Origin of the sequence: Gorillibacterium timonense (genome assembly GCF_001457415.1) — a bacterium.
GTDB classification, from domain to species: Bacteria; Bacillota; Bacilli; order Paenibacillales; family NBRC-103111; genus Gorillibacterium; species Gorillibacterium timonense.
The window spans coordinates 421,357-439,648 of record NZ_LN881721.1 but is presented as its reverse complement, the minus strand read 5'-3'; the positions used below and the strand labels follow the sequence as shown (position 1 = coordinate 439,648).

At 56.9% G+C, this 18,292-nt stretch carries 16 protein-coding genes; 2 read left to right on the top strand and 14 right to left on the bottom strand.

What is annotated here, in order from left to right; translation table 11 throughout:
- Positions 1–49: 49 nt before the first annotated feature.
- The 8 genes from BN2684_RS04050 to BN2684_RS04015 form a co-directional block, all read right to left on the bottom strand.
- A complete protein-coding gene (locus BN2684_RS04050; protein ID WP_058300884.1) occupies positions 50–889 on the bottom strand; it encodes a sugar phosphate isomerase/epimerase family protein in 840 nt (279 codons plus the stop codon).
- Positions 886–1,590 carry an N-acetylmannosamine-6-phosphate 2-epimerase gene (locus tag BN2684_RS04045; RefSeq protein ID WP_234340150.1) on the bottom strand — a complete coding sequence of 235 codons (705 nt, stop codon included), beginning with the start codon at positions 1,588–1,590 and terminating at the stop codon, positions 886–888. The genes BN2684_RS04050 and BN2684_RS04045 overlap by 4 nt, the downstream gene beginning before the upstream one ends.
- Positions 1,591–1,601: 11 nt before the next feature.
- The gene (locus BN2684_RS04040) at positions 1,602–2,477 is read right to left on the bottom strand and encodes a sugar phosphate isomerase/epimerase family protein (protein ID WP_058300882.1); all 876 of its coding nucleotides are present in this window, start codon (positions 2,475–2,477) and stop codon (positions 1,602–1,604) included.
- A 35-nt stretch (positions 2,478–2,512) separates the two neighbouring features.
- On the bottom strand, positions 2,513–3,343 hold the full coding sequence (locus tag BN2684_RS04035; protein ID WP_058300881.1) for a carbohydrate ABC transporter permease: 831 nt from the start codon (positions 3,341–3,343) through the stop codon (positions 2,513–2,515).
- Between the two features lie 3 nt (positions 3,344–3,346).
- Positions 3,347–4,249, bottom strand: coding sequence for a carbohydrate ABC transporter permease (locus tag BN2684_RS04030; RefSeq protein WP_058300880.1), 903 nt, complete (start codon positions 4,247–4,249; stop codon positions 3,347–3,349).
- 127 nt (positions 4,250–4,376) lie between these two features.
- Positions 4,377–5,708, bottom strand: coding sequence for an ABC transporter substrate-binding protein (locus BN2684_RS04025; RefSeq protein WP_058300879.1), 1,332 nt, complete (start codon positions 5,706–5,708; stop codon positions 4,377–4,379).
- A gap of 286 nt (positions 5,709–5,994) precedes the next feature.
- The gene (locus BN2684_RS04020) at positions 5,995–7,047 is read right to left on the bottom strand and encodes a Gfo/Idh/MocA family protein (protein ID WP_058300878.1); all 1,053 of its coding nucleotides are present in this window, start codon (positions 7,045–7,047) and stop codon (positions 5,995–5,997) included.
- A gap of 60 nt (positions 7,048–7,107) precedes the next feature.
- Entirely contained in the window at positions 7,108–7,977 is an 870-nt protein-coding gene (locus BN2684_RS04015) for a MurR/RpiR family transcriptional regulator (RefSeq protein WP_058301009.1), read from the bottom strand.
- Between the two features lie 181 nt (positions 7,978–8,158).
- Here BN2684_RS04015 and BN2684_RS04010 point away from each other — a divergent pair, with 181 nt between their 5' ends.
- Complete coding sequence (locus tag BN2684_RS04010; protein ID WP_058300877.1) at positions 8,159–9,715, top strand: DUF4127 family protein; 1,557 nt, start codon at positions 8,159–8,161, stop codon at positions 9,713–9,715.
- Between the two features lie 282 nt (positions 9,716–9,997).
- Here BN2684_RS04010 and BN2684_RS04005 read toward each other — a convergent pair whose 3' ends face one another.
- The 5 genes from BN2684_RS04005 to BN2684_RS03985 form a co-directional block, all read right to left on the bottom strand.
- Complete coding sequence (locus BN2684_RS04005; protein ID WP_058301008.1) at positions 9,998–10,339, bottom strand: cupin domain-containing protein; 342 nt, start codon at positions 10,337–10,339, stop codon at positions 9,998–10,000.
- 65 nt (positions 10,340–10,404) lie between these two features.
- Positions 10,405–11,826 carry an ArnT family glycosyltransferase gene (locus BN2684_RS04000; protein ID WP_159065757.1) on the bottom strand — a complete coding sequence of 474 codons (1,422 nt, stop codon included), beginning with the start codon at positions 11,824–11,826 and terminating at the stop codon, positions 10,405–10,407.
- Positions 11,827–12,005: 179 nt separating this feature from the next.
- Entirely contained in the window at positions 12,006–13,676 is a 1,671-nt protein-coding gene (locus tag BN2684_RS03995) for an ABC1 kinase family protein (protein WP_058300875.1), read from the bottom strand.
- Position 13,677: 1 nt separating this feature from the next.
- Positions 13,678–14,130: a phasin family protein gene (locus BN2684_RS24680; RefSeq protein ID WP_108722147.1), complete on the bottom strand. Its 453-nt coding sequence runs from the start codon at positions 14,128–14,130 to the stop codon at positions 13,678–13,680.
- 341 nt (positions 14,131–14,471) lie between these two features.
- The gene (locus tag BN2684_RS03985; RefSeq protein WP_058300874.1) at positions 14,472–14,804 is read right to left on the bottom strand and encodes a hypothetical protein; all 333 of its coding nucleotides are present in this window, start codon (positions 14,802–14,804) and stop codon (positions 14,472–14,474) included.
- Positions 14,805–14,913: 109 nt separating this feature from the next.
- On the opposite strand from BN2684_RS03985, the gene BN2684_RS03980 reads away from it, so the two are divergent.
- The gene (locus BN2684_RS03980) at positions 14,914–15,792 is read left to right on the top strand and encodes a lipase family protein (protein WP_148449880.1); all 879 of its coding nucleotides are present in this window, start codon (positions 14,914–14,916) and stop codon (positions 15,790–15,792) included.
- A 3-nt stretch (positions 15,793–15,795) separates the two neighbouring features.
- On the opposite strand, the gene BN2684_RS03975 is transcribed toward BN2684_RS03980, so the two are convergent.
- Complete coding sequence (locus tag BN2684_RS03975) at positions 15,796–18,225, bottom strand: ATP-dependent DNA helicase (RefSeq protein ID WP_082651742.1); 2,430 nt, start codon at positions 18,223–18,225, stop codon at positions 15,796–15,798.
- Positions 18,226–18,292 lie beyond the last annotated feature (67 nt).

Genomic DNA, 18,292 nt, shown 5'->3' with positions numbered 1-18,292 from the left:
CATATCCGGCCGTCCGGCTATCCGACCATCCGACCATCCGACCATCCGGTTAAAGGTGCTGCAAAATGGCGCTTAAATGCTCGATGGAACGCTTGGAGCCTTCCTTCTGCTCCTCGTCTCCTTCATATTCGACGGAAAGCCAGCCGGCGTATCCGTGATCTCGAAGCTCACCCAGGATGAAGGGCAGATCGACCACCCCTTCGCCCGGCACTTGCCCGGAAAAGCGTTTGCCTCCAAGGGAGGTATAGAAGGTGCCTACTTGCCCTTCCTCCACAGGAGCGAAGTCTTTCAAATGCACATGGGCGATCCGATCCTTCAGCTTGACGACCGCCTCGCTCGGATTCTCATCCACCAACAGGAAGTTGCCGGTGTCGAAGGTGCTCTTCAGAGAAGCGGACCCCACCTCGCGGATGACCTCAAGAACCTGCTCCGCCTTGCCGGCAAACAAGCCGTGGTTCTCCAGGCAGAGCGTAATTCCCTTCGACTCGGCGTAAGCCGCCGCCACGATCAACCCTTCGACGATCCAGCCCTTGGCAGCCTCATAGGTGACCGACTCCTCTTTATCGCCGGAGAAGACACGAACAACCTTAGCGCCGAAAAGAGCGGCCCGATCCACCGAGGCGATGATATCGCTCACCTCCGCTCTGCGCCGCTCTTCTCCCGTTACGGCGAGATTGTTGCAGGCGCTGAAGCAGGCGAGCGCAAGGCCCGTGCGCTCAAGCGCGGCGGCAATCCGCTCCGCCTCCTGTCCATCCTCCTTCCAGAAGATGCTCAGCAGCTCGACTCCCTGCGCTCCCGCCTCCGCCGCAAACTCGATAAAAGCGGCATTATCCATTTCCTCTGCATAGACGCTTTTGTGTACGCTCCATATGCTCAGGCTTGTTTTCATCGTTTTGGGGCACCCTCCGCTTCGGATTGATTGAGCCAACTCGATACCGCCGACGTATAGGTTTCGGTGATCCATTTCGGCCGCGTGATCGCACTGCCCACGACGACATACTTCGCTCCGGCGTCCAGCGCCTGCAGAGCTTCCTCGGGACGAGCAACCTTTCCTTCCATAAAGAGCGGAACGGTGAGCGCTCCCGCCAATCGCTTGACCAGCGCCAAATCCGGCCCGTTTTGCTGCGGACTGTAGGGGGTGTATCCGGATAACGTCGTGGAGACGTAATCGAAACCCAGCTTCTCTGCGGCAATTCCTTCTTCGAAGGTGGAGATGTCCGCCATCGCGAGCCGTCCGGCTGCATGGATGCAAGCCAGCAGCTCCTTGACCTGCTCAAGCCGGTTCTCACGGTCGGTCACATCCATCGCGACGATGTCGGCTCCCGCCTCGATGACGGCTATCACCTCCGCTCGCGTTGGCGTAATGAACACATCGGAGCCCTCTTGGGTCCGTTTAAACAAGCCGATGACCGGAAGCGGGATCTCCCGCTTGATCATGGCGATATCCTCCGGGCCGTTAGCCCGTATTCCTACGGCTCCGCCCTGGTATGCGGCAGCCGCCATCTTGAGCATGGTGTCTCCGCCATGCAAAGGCTCGCCCGGCAGGGCTTGGCAGGAGACGATAATCCCCCTCTTCATCAATGCTGTCATGTTCTCCCACCTCATCGATACCGCTTAATAAATTCGACGGCTTTGCGGATGTCTTCTTCCGGCTTTCCGCCGACCTCCCGCTCAATGGTCAGGTACCCGGTGTAGCCGATCTCCTGCAAAGCGCGGAAGTACTCGGTGAAATCGACCTTTCCATCCCCGAGTGGGGTTTCCCGGAACAGCGTTCCGGAAGCGACCATTTCGGCAATTCGCCCGTGATCCATCGGCTCATATCCGAGCGCCCCGTAGACCTCCCGGGGATCGACCTCTTGGTAACGGACGCCGTCCTTTACATGGGTATGAACGATATAGTCTTTCAAGGTATGCACGCCTTGGACCGGATCGTCCCCGGTCACCATCACCAGATTGGCCGGATCGTAATTGACCGCCACTCCGCCGTCTGACAGCGAATCGAGAAATTCCTTCAGATGCGCCGCCGTCTCCGGTCCGGTTTCAATAGCAAAGGAGCCGCCCTGCGCCCGCGCATACCGGTTCAGTTGTCCGCAGGCCTCCTGCATGACCCGATAGACGGGACTGTCCTTCTCGGGCACAATGCCGATATGCGTAGTGACGATCGTACAGCCGAGATCCAGAGCAAGATCGAGAATCGCCTTCGTACGAGCCACCTTCTCCGGATTGGCCCGATGGTCCTGAAAGCCGTGGCCGCCGAGATCACCGACCAGCGCCGATACATCAAGACCGAACGATCCGATTTTCTTTTTCAACGCCCGTCTCGCCGCCGGATCGAGATGCTCAGGCGCCATTTCCCCCTCGACCGCATAGAGCTGGACGCCTTCCGCTCCGACCTCTCTGGCTTTCAGAAGTCCCTCCTGCAGCCCGAGGCCGAAGCTGTCGACAATGACGCCGATTTTATTGGGCAGTCCCGACATAAGTACGCTCCCCTCTATCCTGGCTTCCTTCTTCTTCAGGCTTTAATACCCGTGAGGGCGATCCCCTCGATAAATTGCTTCTGCGCAAAAAAGAACAGGATGATGATCGGAACGGTGAACATCGCGCTCGCCGCCATCAACTGCTCCCACTGAATATAGTGGGTTTGCATGAACGCATACAGACCGAGCGAAAGCGTATACCTCTTCTGATCGTTCAGATACAGCAGCGGACCGAGAAAATCCGACCAGGTCGCAAGGAAGGTCATGACCCCGACCGTCGCGACCACCGGACGGCAGAGCGGAAAGATAATCTGAACATAGATCCGCGCTTCCGAAGCTCCGTCTATTCGCGCCGCCTGAACGAGCGAGTGAGGCAGCGTCAAGAAAAACTGCCGCATGAGAAAGATGTAATAGCCAGCGCCCGCAGCCAGGAAAGCCGGGAGAACCAGTGGAACATAGCTGCCGATCAAATGCATTTTGTTGAAGATGACATACAGCGGAACCATCGTCACCTGATAAGGGAGCATCATGGTCGCCATGACCAAAGCGAACAGCGGTTTCTTCCCGAACCAATCGATGTGCGAGCAGGCGTAAGCAGCCAGGGGAGCCGAGATCAAGACGCCGATCACGACCAGCACCGAGACGAGCAGCGTATTGCCGGTCAAGCGAAAGAAGTCGATGGTCTTGAATACGTCGGCGTAATTCCCCCATTGCGGAGAACGAGGAATGAACACGGGCGGATTCGCGAACAGCTCCGATTGCTTCTTGAGAGAGGTCGAGATCAACCACAGGAGCGGAGCCGCAAAGATGATGCTGAACAATACCAGCAGCGTGTAGGGGATCAGCTTTTGTCTAACCCAAGTCATGGTTTACTCCCCTCCATAGGTGACCCATTTTTTGGAAGTGATGAACACAATCCACGTGACCAACGCGGTCAAGAGGAACAGCACCCATGCCATGGCGCTTGCGTGTCCCATGCGGAAATCGACGAACGCCTCACGGTAGAGCAGGATCGCATAGAACAGCAGCGATTTCTCGGGTCCCGCCATCGTCTGGTCCGGACCGGAGGCCGTGAGCGAAGCGAGCATAAAGGCTTGAGCGAAAAATTGAAAGTACGTAATCAAGCTCATGATCAGCTGAAAAAGAATAATCGGGGAGATGCTCGGCAATGTCACATGAAAGAATTTGCGGAGCGTATTCGCCCCGTCGATGTCTGCCGCTTCATACAGGCTTTTGGATACGTCCTGCAGAGCAGCCAGGAAGATGATCATGACTCCGCCAGAGCTCCAGGCCAGCATGAGAATGAGCGAGGGCTTCGTCCAGCCGGAATCGAGCAGCCAGTTCGGCCCATTCACGCCGATCGTCTTCAACACCGAGTTGATCAAACCGCTTTGTGGGTTCAGCACCCACATCCAGACCAGCGAGGATGCGATGACCGGCACGATGGACGGAATATAGAACAAGGTGCGGAAGACGGATTGTCCACGAACCTTCATGTTGAGCAAGAGCGCGGTCATAAGGCCGCAGAACAACGTGATGGGTGTCGCGATTATGACCATATAGAGCGTATTTTTGATGCTCTTCCAAACTTCCCTCTCCTTAAAAATCCATTCGTAATTCGCGAACCCTACCCATTTGAGAGGCTTGAACAGATTGAAATCACTGAAGCTGTAGACCAGCGATGCTCCGGTCGGGTACAGCGTAAACAGCAAAAATCCGATGAGGAATGGCGCTGCGAACAGCAGCCCCGTCAAATTTGTTTTTCTTCTCATGGTCGCCTTCCTTCCAGCGCGGAATCGGCCGGGTTAAGCCTTGAGCAACCCGGACGGGCGGCCTCCCGGTCGTCATCCGGGAGGGCCCGCCCCTCAAGGATCGGGCCGCCTCTTGCTCACAGGCCTCTTATTTCAGCAGACCTTGAATCCGGTCCTGCATCTTCTTGATGGTTTCGTCGGGCGTCTGCCTCATGTTGTACATGGCCTCGAACTCTTCCTTGATCACCTTGTTCTGGATGTCGTTCAAAGCGCGAATGTTCGGCATCGATTTGACGTTCTTGCTCTTGGAGAATTCGATGAAGGTGGGAGCGTCGGCGATGTTGCTGAACAGCGGGCTTGCCATCGATGAAGTCCGGGCCGGGATGTTCCCCATTCCGCTCATGAAGGTGGCCAGCTCCTCCGAGGAATACATGAACTTCATGAACTCCCAAGCTCCTTCTTTGTTCTTGGCGTTATTGGCGATGTAGAAGATGGAGCTTCCGTTCAGTCCGCTCCCCTCCAGTTCGGGATGGCCTTCCGCATAGGGAAGCGGAGCAAGACCGTAATCCAGGGAGATGTTGTTGTTCTTCATGAAGGTAGACAGCCACGGACCGTCGATGCGGAAGGCCTGCTCACCCTTCATGAACGGATCGTTCGGATCGAGCCACTTGCCGGAAGCCTGCACTTTCTTGATGTTGTCAATGCCAAATTGCTTGGTGTAGTCATACACGCCTTGCAGGGCCAAGCGGTTCGGCTCGCTGTCGATCAGCGCCGTCTTGCCGTCCGCCGAGACCAGCTCGCCGCCGAAGCCGTACGCCAGCTGCTGGAAGCTGAAGTTCGGATAGACCGGGTAACCCAAGACGCTGATCGTGCCGTCGGAGTTGGTCTTCGTCAGCTTGACGGCCATCTCATACAGCTCCTTGCTCGTCTTCGGAGGCTCTGTATAGCCGGCGTCCGCCAACAGCTTCTTGTTGTAGAACAGGCCGTATACCGTCGTGTTCAGCGGCAAAGCGTAGTATTTGCCGTTGTATTTGCCTTGCTCAAGGGAAGCGGGGATGAAATCCGTCAGATCGTAGCCGTCGCGTTCAATCAGGCTGTCCAGCTCAAGTGCGATGCCTTCTTCGGCATACTGCGCCACATTCTCGGCGAAGGAGTCGGTGATGTCGGGGCCGTTCCCTCCGGCAATGGCCACCTTGATCTTCTGCTCGTCCGGTACGGACAAGCCTTCAACCGTGTACTTGTCCTGGCTCTCATTGAAGCGTTTGATCAGTTGTTCCACCACTTCGCCTTCTGCGCCGCCCCACAGGTACCATACCGATACCTTCGTGCGCTCCGTCTTTGCCGGTGCCGCACTCCCGCTGGGTGCCGCCGAGCTGCTCGATTTGCCGTCCGAACCGCCACAGCCGGCCAGCGCAAGCGCAAGAACCAAGACCGATACTCCGAGTGAAAGGAACTTTCTCTTGCCGGTTTGTTTGATCATCGTCTCCCCGCCTCTTCATGAATTTTTGAATCCATGTCAGTGTTTCTGACCTCATTATAGTAAGGGGGTGGGAGATTGTAAAGAGATTATTTCTTTTTTATTTATTAAAAATAAATTTATCCTCCATTTTCGAAAAAACGGGTATTTATATCCAATTTCCTCCTAGTTCATCAATGGTTTTGGCAAGAAACGGCATGCTTCGTCCAAAAAGAGATAAAAAGACACCCGTTTCGAAACGAAACGAGTGTCTCAACAAAACCATATGATGTTATATTTACTCACACAATCATAGTTTGACGATGTCATTCGTCTCCGAGGAGACCCGAATGGCTTCCAGCATGCGGATGACCTCCGTCCCCTGAGGCACATCGGACAGAGGCGTGCGGCCGCTTATGACGCATTGAACGAAATGGTCGATCTCCTTCTTGTAGAAATCCCCGCTCGGCACCTCCAGCTTGTGCTCCACGGAAAGTCCGGCCGTATCCTTGAACAGGACAAGCGGCTCCAGAGACGCCCCTCCCTTGGAACCGAACAGGTCTACTTTTACCGCGTCATCCTGGCTTCCGTTCACGGCCCAGCTCGCTTCCACCGTCAGCACGGCTCCATTTTTGAAGAGGATATAAGCTGTACCGAGGTCCTCGACGTCATAGACTCCCTCTTCCTTGTTCTCGTGCGAATAAGCGACATAGCCGGATACTCCATCCGTCTCATAAGGGGCAATCTTGTGAAACAGCTTGCCCACGACCTTGTCCGGCTCGGGACAGCCCATCAACCACCAAGCCAAATCGAGCACATGCACACCGATATCCATCATCGGTCCGCCGCCGGAATACTCGGAAGCAGTAAACCAGCCAAGGGGGACTCCCCGCCGCCTGAGAATGCGTGTTTTGGCAAAATAGATCTCCCCAAGCTCCCCGTTCTGCACCGCGGCATGGATCACTTGGGCATCATTCCGATAGCGGTGGCTCATTCCCACCATGACCACTCGGCCCGACTCGGCAGCCGCTCCCTTCAGAGAAAGCGCCTCTTCCACGTTCATCGCCATCGGCTTCTCCAGCAGCACATCGACTCCATGCTTCAGCGCAAGCAGCGCCAGAGGAACATGAGATTGGTTAAAGGTGCAGATGCTGACCGCATCCAGCTCCTCGGAAGCAAACATCTCCTCCGCCGAGCCGTAAGCCCGGGGCACGTCGAAATCAGCCGCCGCCTTGTCCGCCCTCTCCTTGTCGGTATCGGCAACGGCGACAAGCTCCACATCGGGATGATTGCGGTAATTCTCCAAATGGAACATGTGCGCGATCGACCCAATGCCAATTACCCCTACTCGTTTCTTTGCCATCTCTTGTTCCCCCTCATCGTCCGTATGGATACTACCGTCAACCCCTTGCGGCAACCCTTCTTAGTACAGCTTGTCAGCCACGGCATCGGCCGTCTTGCGAATGGCGGCGTACGCGGAGTCCTTCTTTTTCCGCATAAGCAGCGTAGAGATGATGTCGATGAGATGAACCTGGGCGATCTTGGTCGAGAGCGCTCCGCCTTGAAACGGCATCTCCTTCGAGGGAACGAGCAGGACGATATCGGCATAATTGGTGATCGGCGATTTGGCGTGGCAGGTCAAGCAGATGATGGTCGCACCGTTCTGCTTCGCCTTCTTCATGGCATCCACCAAATCCTTCGTGCTGCCGGATACCGATATTCCAAGGACGACGTCGCCCGGCTTCACCAACGCGGCGGACATCGCCAAGATATGGGCGTCCCGCTGAACCTCTACAGAAAGCCCGAGCCTCATGAATCGGTAATGCGCGTCAAGTGCGGTAATGCCTGAGGAGCCTACCCCGTAGATGAACACCCGATTTGCGGCGGCAAGCGCCTCAACCGTTTCTCTCACCTTGGCAAAGCTGATCAGCTCCAGCGTCTTGTCGAGCAGCTTGGTATGATTCTGCGTCAGCTTGTGGGCGATTACCTCGTCGTCATCGGCTTCCCCGATCTCTTCGTCGATGTAGGATGGAACGTTGACCAAATCCTGAGCCACAGACAGCTTGAATTCGTGATAGCCTCCATATCCCACTTTGCGGCAGAACCGAATGACGGAGGTTTCTCCTACCTTTGCTTTCTCGGCAAGATCTGTAATTGTAGCCATGACCGCATATTCCGGATCGTCAAGAACGGCATCCGCCACCTTCTTCTCCGCTTTGGACAGGGAATTGTAAATACTCGCGATCATCAAGAGCGTGCTGGATGAATTCATCGGCTTGCCGACCTTACTCATGGGCATCCCCATTTCTCTAATCGTTATTCTTCGAATTCTTGATTCTGCGACCATCATATCACCTGGGTCAGGCATTTTAAAGAACTAAATTTTATTTTTTCTCACCAAAAAGAATATTATCTCCAATTATTCATTCTTGTGCTATGATAGGGGGCAAATGAGGAACGAGGAGGCTGAATGAATGGGAACCATCGTATATTTGCCGCTGGACGAACGCCCCTGCAACTTCAAGTACCCGCAAATGCTGGCGGAGCTCGGCAGCCTGCCGCTCGTCGCTCCCCCGACGGCGCTGCTCGGGCGAAAGAAGCAGCCCGCCGATCATGCGCGATTGACGGAATGGCTGCTTGAAGCGACCAGGGATGCCTCTCATCTGATCGTATCGATCGACATGCTGGTGTACGGAGGCATCGTGCCGTCCCGCCTCCATTCCCTCTCCGCGGGAGAATGCGAGGATCGCATCGAGGCGCTCGCTCGCTGCAAGGCGGCGAATCCAGCCTTGCGTATCTACGCCTTCAACCTGATCATGCGGGCTCCCGCCTACAACGGAAGCGACGAGGAGCCGGACTATTACGATCAGTATGGCGCCTCTCTGCACCGCTACGGCTGGCTGCTCGACAAGGGCGAGCGGGAGACGCTGTCTGCCGACGAATCGGAGGAATACGCCGCCATCCGGAAGGCGATTCCCGAAGCTGTGCTGACTGACTTCACCGGACGCCGCTTAATCAATGCCGGGGTCAATGAACATTGCATCCGGCTCGTCCAGGAAGGCATTCTCGATCATCTCGTCATTCCCCTTGACGATAACTCCCGCTACGGCTTCACCTCCATGGAGCAGCGCAGGCTGCTGTTCGAAGTCGAGGCCAACCGACTGATGGATCGAGTGCTCATCTATCCGGGGGCGGACGAGATCGGCTGTACCCTGCTGGCCCGAGTCTTCTGCGAGCAGAAGGGATATACGCCCGAAGCGTATGTGCGCTATTCTTCCACGAACGGCCCCTTCATTCTCCCCCGGTACGAAGACCGCAGCTTGAATGAAAGCATCAAGGCGCATCTGACCGCATCCGGCGGCTTTATGGCCGATTCTTCCGTCGAAGCCGACTTCGTGCTGATGGTCAATTCGCCTCCGGTAAGCCAAGCGGAAGCGGCGGAATCCAACCATCGCTATCCCGAGCGTCACCGCGCTTATTTCTCCGAAGTGAATCTGCCCGAGTTCGTCAAGGCCGTTCACACCTATGCGGTCAAAGGGAAATTCGTCGCGCTGGCGGATGTCGCCACCGCCAACGGCGCCGATGAGCCGCTGATGCAGCTGCTCGCTCAGACGGGCGGGCTCTCCCTCCTCAGTGCCTATGCGGGCTGGAATACTTCCGGGAACGCCATGGGAACCGTGGTCGCCCATGCCGTCATCGCTTCGTATTATGCGAGCCGTCCCGAGGAGGATTCGCCGCAGCGCCTCCGCAAGAGCAAGCAGTTCCTCGTCTATCGGCTCCTGGAGGATTGGGGCTACCAATCGAACATCCGGGCGGAGATCAACCTCGGGCATCTGCTCGGCCATAACGAGATCAATGAGCGCACCGCCGAGGAGGGGGAACGAGAATTGTACGCCCTGCTCGCGTCCAAGCTCTCCGCCTTCTATGACCGCTATCTATCGGCTATCGTCTCGCCTCCGTTCCGCATCGAAGAAGCGTCCCTTCCGTGGAAGCGAACCTTCGAGGTAGACTTCGAGCTGGGCGATTGTTGAGATCGCCGGCCGCAGAAGAGAAGCCCCCTGCGGCTGCTTGAGAGTGGTTTCACACCGCGTCTGGATGGACTCCAAGATACCGCCTGACCGAACTCCTTGATCCGGATTGTCAGGCGGTTTTTCATGTCCATCTCAGCACCCATTCGGTTTGATAGCACGCTCGATGATAGCAGCTCCGGAAGCTTTTTCATTTTGGCTATGTTCATCCTAATGTTGTTATTTGGCCATCAGACAACCGCCTTCGTGAAAAGGCGGTTATTGAGCTAGCCTATCCGTCTTCATTCACTCTACTAGGATCCTATCTCCTTTACTATTCGGCTGAGAAATGACCAAAAATTCAATTTCTTCTTTTGACTTATTCAACATTTGGTGTGGTGTCAGAGGGGGAACCTCGATGCCCTCATGATGATTTAAGATAATTTCTTTATCATCCATTTCCAAAGTTGCTGTACCCGATAGGACAAAGAAAAATTGGCGAGCATTTTGATGAAGGTGCTTTATTTCCGAAGTATTTATTGGCATTCGTTCATGTATAATGCTTAATTCTTGATTTTTAGCTAAATGCCACCCATCACAAATTTCAGCCCAACGATAATGTTCTGCATTTTGTTTGCTTATCTTCATTTCCATGGCTCCCTTCATCGATTGTACACGGAATGACCTCCATCTTTTTAGGATCCGGTCGTTATTCACGCAGGTGGCTTCCTTGCAGGTGGCCTGACCTCCCGCAGCCAAACGAGCCCATAGCCACAAAAGACCAGATACAAGGGCAGCACATCCAGTCGGTAGCGCACCTGCACTTCGATGAAGAGGTGGACGAGGGCATATCCGCCAAGAAGAAGCAGGAGCAGAAGGGCGCCTGAGGCCGCAGCTCCGGCTCTGTCGCGCCATAGACGCAGAAGAGAGAGGAAGCAGAGCGAAGAGATAATGAGAAAGAAGATCCGCTCTACCCGCATCGCTCCGCTCTCCGCCCCTTTTTTATCGGTGGCTGACAGAGCCCAATAGGGAGAGGAATCGGCCGTGCCCCACAGTACCTTGTACTTCCGAAGCAGCAGGAGAGATAACTGCGCCGGATCGGAGAGCCTCTCCTTAATTTGGTTTAACTCCGCCTCATTCCTCTGTTCCCCGAGCGGATAACTGGAGGCGTATTCCTCGTCTTCCGGCGACCAAGCCCCCGTCGTTCCGGCATTCAAGCCCACCATCAGCTTCCAGTAAGGTTCCCGGCTTGCGAGCGGGCCATCTGTGATGTTCCGCTCAACTAGTGAATAAGAAAAGACCTGCTGGAGCAAAACCACGACCGCCGCCATCCCGAGAACTCTCATCGCCATCCGCTTCCGAGCTGACGGATCGGAGCTTCTCAGCAGGAGCGCCAATCCGTACAAAACAACACCCGTCACATAAAAGACGCCGAGTGGACGAATGAGATGCCCAAGTCCCAGGCAGAGCCCTGCCGCCCACCATCCCTGTCGGCTCTTATCGAGGCGAAGGACGAAATAGACCCCGAGAGCGAACAAGAAATTAGATAGGTGCTGATTGGTCAAAACGGAGCCCATCAGGATCATAGGCGGATAAAGCGCATAGAGCAGGGCGCTGACTCTTCCGGCCGTTTGGCCGAACAGCTCCTTGGCGATTCCGTAAACGACGCAGGCCGATCCTGTCCCCAACAGCACCTGGACGAAGCGCAGAGCAAAGAGAGAGCCGCCGGACAGCTTGAGGATGAACGCCTCATACAGCGTGAAGCCAAGCTGATAGTTCCATCGGGTAAAATAGTCGGTGCGGACAAAGGAGAATTCTCCCCGCGCCGCACTCCTCGCCGCATCGTACATGATCTGAAAATCGGAGTAAGGGGGAGTATCCACCCACAGGATCGCAGCGAGCCGGAGCCCACCGGCGCATCCGATCAAGAGCAGCCAGAAGGTGAGCGGCTTCATCGCCCGAAGAGAAGGGAGCACCGCCCAAAGCAGCCCCATCCCTGCCGCCCACGCGGGAAGCAGCAGCCAAACCAGCAGGTCGTGACTGGCGTCCAGAAGCGTATACAGCATGTGACTGCCAAAAAAGAGAGCTCCCAGCCCCCAGAAAAGTCTCGGATTCCACCGCCTCGATGCCTCCATCTTCCGATTCCCCCGCCCTGCGCCATGCAGATATCCCGCATTGAATTTGATTACCACTTTAACGCAGGCAAGCTCTGAAGACAATCCCTCTTTCATGACTTCAGCATCGTTTCCACGAAAAAAACGGGCAGCCCTCAAAGAGAGTCACCCGTTTCCATTCCGCTCCAAGCGGCCTACTCCTAAGATCGGCCTGATTTAAAGATCGAGTACAGCAGCCAGAGCAGCATCAGCCCGGCGATCAGAGAACCGATCTCCATCACGGGAAAATGCAGGATGTAGCTGGCTTTATCTCCGAGCGACGAAGCGATCATCAGGCCGACCAGCACGATGCTGAAGGAGAGCAGGACGATGCTGATCGTGATGCGGTTGCTGACCTGGTCGAGCTTACGCAGGATGACCTCCAGTTCCGGCATGCCGACGTCCAGCTTCAGCTTGCCGGTGCGGATGAGGCGAGAGATCTGCTGAATCTCCTTGGGAAGCTGCAGCGCATACCGTCCTGCTTCCGTGGCGGATTTCCATGCTCGTTTGCGGATGGAGGAAGGACGAAACCGCTCCTTCAGCAGCTTGCGTCCAAAGGGCTCCGCCAGGCTGACGATGCTGAGCCCCGGATCGATGCTTGCCGCTACCCCTTCCATGGTCAGCAGGGTTTTGCCGAGCAGGGTCAAATCCGAGGGAATGCGGATTCCGTGCTTGTTAGCGACCTTGAACAGATCGCCGAGCGCTTGGCCCAGGCTAACCTCCGCAAACGGAACTTCATAATATTTTTCTCTCAACCGCTCCATCTCGCGCTCGAGCACGATCATGTCTGCATCTTCTCCGACCATGCCGAGCTGGAGAACCGCCCGAACGAGCCCTTCGCTGTCGCCTCTCATCATGGCGATGAGAAAGGAGATCAGGTGGAAGCGCATCTCCTCGCTCAGCCGTCCGACCATACCGAAATCAATGAAGACGATGCGCCCACCCGGAAGCACGAGAAGGTTCCCGGGATGCGGATCGGCATGAAACACCCCATCGGTGAAGATTTGCTTCAGCATCGCATTTACGAAGCGCTCACCCACCCGTTCCTCCCGAAACTGCTCCTTGTCCCGCTCGCGGGCATGGTTCAGCTTGATCCCGTCTATGTATTCCATGGTGAGAACCTTGGCGGTGGTATGGGACCAGTAGATTTGAGGGACGACCACATGCGAGTTCGCCGCGAATTGGCGGGCGATGGCGTCCGTATTGCGGCTTTCATGGGTATAATCCAGCTCGTCCAGCATCGACCTCGATAGTTCCTCCAGCAGATCGGCCACCTGGTACTGCGCCACCCAAGCGATCCGACGCTCGGCAAGCTGAACCAGCTCCGCCAGTATCTCCAGGTCCAGACGGATCCTCTCATCGACAGAGGGACGTTGAATCTTGACCGCCACCTGTTCATCAGTATGCAGGCGGGCATAATGGACCTGCCCGATCGAAGCAGCGGCGAGAGGCGTCTCACGGAATTCCCGGTAGCTCTCCTCCAGGGGCTTCCCCAGCTCCCGTTCGAGGATATCCCGGACCTCGTTCATCGGAAAAGGCGGGACATCATCTTGAAGCTTCTCCAATTCCCGGAGGATATCCGGAGGGAAGAGATCCTGCCGCGTGCTGGAGAGCTGGCCGAGCTTCACGAATGCCGGGCCCAGCTCTTCCAGGACAAGCCGGACGCGCTCTCCGAGCGTCTTGGCAGGCGTTTCAGGCCCGCGCCGCCATCTCCGGGGGAGGGAGAGAAGCTGGAGCAGGCCCATCTCCTCCACCAAATACCCGAAGCCATGGTGAACCAAAGCGGCGATGATCTCCTTGTACCGCTTGGTGTGGCGGAGTTTAATTACCATATTAGGGGATCAGCCGATCCGGGCCTTCTGCGGATTCAGCCGAATCGGAGGTGGAAGCATCTCCGTTCGCTGCTGCGACATCCCCCTTGGCTGTAGCCGTTTCATTCGGCGAAAGCACACCTTCCGCTCCCGCGACCGGCGAGACAGGCGCTGTCCTCTCCTTCCGAAGCGCCTCCTCTAAAGCAGCGACCCGCACTTCAAGTCGGCGTATATCCTGAAGGGTGGCAATGTCCAGCTCGGCCAGCACCTTGTTCACCTGCTCGCGAACCATGCCCTTCAGTTCATCCCGCTGCTCTTCGCCCTTGTGGATCAATTGGTTCACGAAATCCTTGGATTCGTTCTTGCCAAGCTCTCCCTTAGCCACCAATTCGTCGGCGTATTGTTCGATCTTCTCCTTGCTGGCAACCGCGAGTCCGACACCTAGATTAATCGCCTTTCTCAGCAAATCACTCATCCTGCATCCTCCTCGTCAAGAATAGGGTTATCCTGATCCTTACCTCATTGGGATGTTGCCTAACCAGTGGAAGCTTCTTCCGCTCCTTCTACCATACCTTTTTCTGCCGCAAAAGGCGAGTGCCGACATCGACCTCCCTACCCCACGTTCGGATGCCCGAAATGAATGGAGTCGTTCGGCGCAAGGCGTCCTGATTGTTACGAGTGGCCGGTGCTCCGGGTGCGTCTCGATCGTTTGGGTTTGCTTCATTGGGAGCATTTTGATCCGTTAGTTTGCCCCATGTTCAGGGGGAAACTTAATCCATCAATTTGCTCATTACTACGGTTCCGGGGTCACCCCGATTACACGAGTCCGCTCGGTTCCTTGGGCATTTCCGAATCAGTGAGCCTGCTCGATCCTTCAGGCACTCCCGCGTCTAGAACCTTCCCCTTGGTCAAGTCGATGTCGAGGGTCACTGTCTTCTCCCGATCCTCAGCCAAATGTCCGGCAAGGACAAGGCGATTGCGGGCAACCCAAGTGGGCAGCCGTTCCGCGGTAGTCAGTATCGCATCCAGATCATGCGCTTCCCGCAAATAGCGGGTTGCTTGAAGAAGAACCTCCTTCGGAATCGACCCGAGCGATTCTTCCCGTTGAGTCTCTCCCGAATCGTTGCCGGTATGGGGTAGATGATCCATTCGCAATCCCCCTTAAGCCACATAGACGACATTCTGACCCTTCTTATTGTGAAACCGGAACGAATTTCAAATACTATAGGAACGTAAAACAGAAGGGGCGGGCTTATCCTTGGCAAAAACGGGGACGGTGACAGAGGAGGAATGCTGGCGAATGGCGGGGCTTGCATACCGGCGAATCTTGGCCGAGCAACCGTCGGAGCATTTGCCCGGCTGGCGGACGCTGCCGCTTGAGAGCGGGCTTCATGATCCGCCGACCGGCTTTGACGCTGCCTGCTTCGTTCATTCCGAGCGGCAGTGCATCGTCGCGGCCTTCCGGGGTACCGGGGAAGGCCGGAATTCCAGCTCCTGGCTTTCCTGGCTCGCCGATCTGATGACGGACGGCTTATTTCTCGCTCTCCCGGAATGGATTGGAGACAAGGTGGAGGAGGGTCTCGCCAACCGCGATTTCAGAGAACTCGTAAATCAAGCACGGACCGGCTTCCCTTCGCGCAGCCGTTCCGCTGCCATCGCCGACCTCGGCCAATTCCGTCTGGCGGCTGCGCTCGCCTCCACGCTCCTCCTCCACTATCCCGACTGGCGGCTCATCCTGACGGGCTTTTCTCTAGGAGGCGCGCTGGCAGCCTATGCGGCGGCGATCCACGGCCTTGAGGCAATCACATTCGCCGCTCCGAGCTGCTACTGGCTGCTCCCTGCCGAGTTTGACGGCGGACTCCCCGACAGCTCCGGGGTGACTCTTGCGGGCATTCGCAATTTCACACACCCCTGCGACTGTGTCGGAGCAGGTCCCTTCGAAGAGTATCCCCACAAGGTCGGCCTCACCTTCTACCTGGGAGATGGCTATGCAGAAGCCAACCGCTGCTATACCGGCCACCCTTGGCGGAGGATCTACGACTCTCTGTTCGGAGAACCACTGTACCATTCCCTCGAACACTTCCGCTTTACTCCAGAAGGGCGTCCCGCCAATCGGCTGGTGCGCAGTCAACCCTAAACCCTAATCATGTGATTGCGAAGCTGCGTCAATAGGTAGGGGAGGAGATCCGGATTCCACGGTCTTGAGTTGACTATGTGAGGGGGCACACCGCGCTAGGTGTGCGAACGGAGGAATCGGCTCCTTCGCCTGCAGCGCGCGAATAGGCTGCCATTCGGCAGGCAGCAGATAGCGGTAAGGGGATTCCTGGAAGCGGTCATCCACGAGCAGCAGCGTTCCCCGGTCCTGCTCCGTGCGGATCAGCCTGCCGCCCGCTTGCAGCACCTTGTTCATTCCCGGATAGACATAGGCATAATCGAAGCCGTTCCGGTCCGTGCGCGAATAGTAATCGCGGATGAGGTCCCGCTCGGGTCCGAGCTGCGGCAGGCCGACGCCGATGACGGCAACTCCGGTAAGCCGATCGCCAGCCAGGTCGATCGCTTCGCCGAAGATTCCGCCCATTACGGCGAAACCAACTAACCGTTCGCCCGTATCCTCTTGAAAGCAGGCAAGAAAATCTTCCCGCTCCTGTTCACTCATGCTTCCGCTTTGGACGAGGATTCGGGCAGGCGGTTGATGCTCGCGCACCCGTTCAAGAACGTCCAGCAGATAGTCATAGGAAGGAAAAAAGAACAGGTAGCGTCCGGGCCTCACCCGCAAGAGCTCATCCAGGCGCGCCGCGAGCGTCTCCTTGGTCCGCTCCCGGTCGCGGAACCGGGTCGAGAACGGAAGCAGCAAAACATCGAGCTGATCCGGGGAGAACGGGGACGGAAGTGCAAGCCGGAGGTCTTCCTCCGCGCCGCCAAGGATATCCCGGTAATACCCAAGCGGAGCCAAGGTGGCCGAGAAGAAGATCGTGGAGCGGAAGCCTTCCGTGATCCTCTGGAGGGACAGGGAAGGGTCCAAGCAGGAGAGCCTTAGACGGAAGCCCTTATACTCTTCCTTGACCACCGTGACATACCGCTCGTCATACTCATCCCCGATCCGCAGAAAGTGACGGACTTGGAAGAAAGCGTCCACCAAGGACTCGCGCGGTTCCCCTTCTTCAGGAGCCCGCTGCATCCGCCCTTCGGCGGCTTGAAGAAAACCTTCCAGGCTTTCCCTCAAGCCGTCCGGCGGAGACGGCATCACGAAGAAGCGGCTCCCCGCTTCGTGTGCTTTCTTGCGAAGCTTGATGAAGACGGCATTCACTTCGGCAGCCGTCTGGTGCACCGCAGGGTCCACACTCTTGAACGCGCGCTTCAGCGCCAGAAAATCGTCCTTGCCCAGCTCCGCGGAGAACATCTCCCGCCCTCGGTCGACCAGATTGTGCGCCTCATCCACGAGCAGGGCGGTCTTTTTCCGTTCCTCCTCCCAGAGCCTGCGCAAGGAGGCACGGGGATCGAAGATATAGTTATAGTCGCCGATCACGACGTCAGCGGTGTACGCGGCCTCGAGCGAGAATTCGAACGGACAGATCCGGTGCTTGCGGGCATAAGCTTCCACCTTGTCGCGGGTGATGCGCCGCTCTTCACCGAGAAGATCGAGCAGCGCGGCATTGAGCCGGTCGTAGAAGCCGTCCGCGTACGGGCAGCTCTCCTTGCGGCAATCCACCTGCTCCTGGAAGCAGATCTTCTCCTTAGCGGTCAGCGTCACGCTGCGCAGATGAAGTCCCTGCCGTTCCATTCGCACGAAGGCGGCCTCCGCCGCCGTCCGGGTCGTCGTTCGGGCAGTCAGGTAGACGAGCCTGCGAAGCAAGCCTTCCCCGACCGCCTTCACCGTCGGAAAGATCGTGGAGATCGTCTTGCCCGTGCCCGTCGGCGCTTTGGCAAACAGCCTGCAGCCGTCCAGATGCGTTTTGTAGACGGCGGCAGCCAACTCCCGCTGTCCTCTGCGGTAGCGCTCAAAGGGAAACCCAAGCTCGCGGATGCTCACTTCCCGGAGGCGCAAATGATCGTCCTGAAGGCGGGCATAGGGAGCATAGACTTGCACGACGCTCGCGACGAACGACTCCAGCTCCTCCGCGGTCAAGATGCGCACGAAGCGCCTCTCTTCCTCGCTCATGGTCTGGACATACGTGAGCTGAACCGCGATTTGCTCCAGTCCCTCCGCCCGGGCATACATCCATGCATAGCAGTAAGCCTGCGCCCAGTGAACGGGATGGCTGTCCTCCTCGATCTCCTCGAGGCTGCCGGAGGTGGACTTGATCTCGTCGATGGTGATGAGCTCCCGATCCGCTCCCGGCTGAAGCAGGCCGTCGCAGCGGCCCTCCAGCGTGTAGCGGGCATCGCCCTCTTCCACCTCCGCGCGGAGGAAGAGCTCCTTGCGGTCCTCTTCTCCGTACCGGCTTTGGACGAGGCGATGAATGCGGCTTCCTTCTTGAAAAGCGGCTGCGCTGCCGAAACCGAACCCCAGACTGCCGGATCGGTACACGTATTCAACAACAGAGCGGACAGACCATACCCGTTCGGACAAAGCGGCTTCACCTTCCGACAGGTGGGATCGAATCGACCCCACGTTTTACGAACGTACGTTTTCTTTT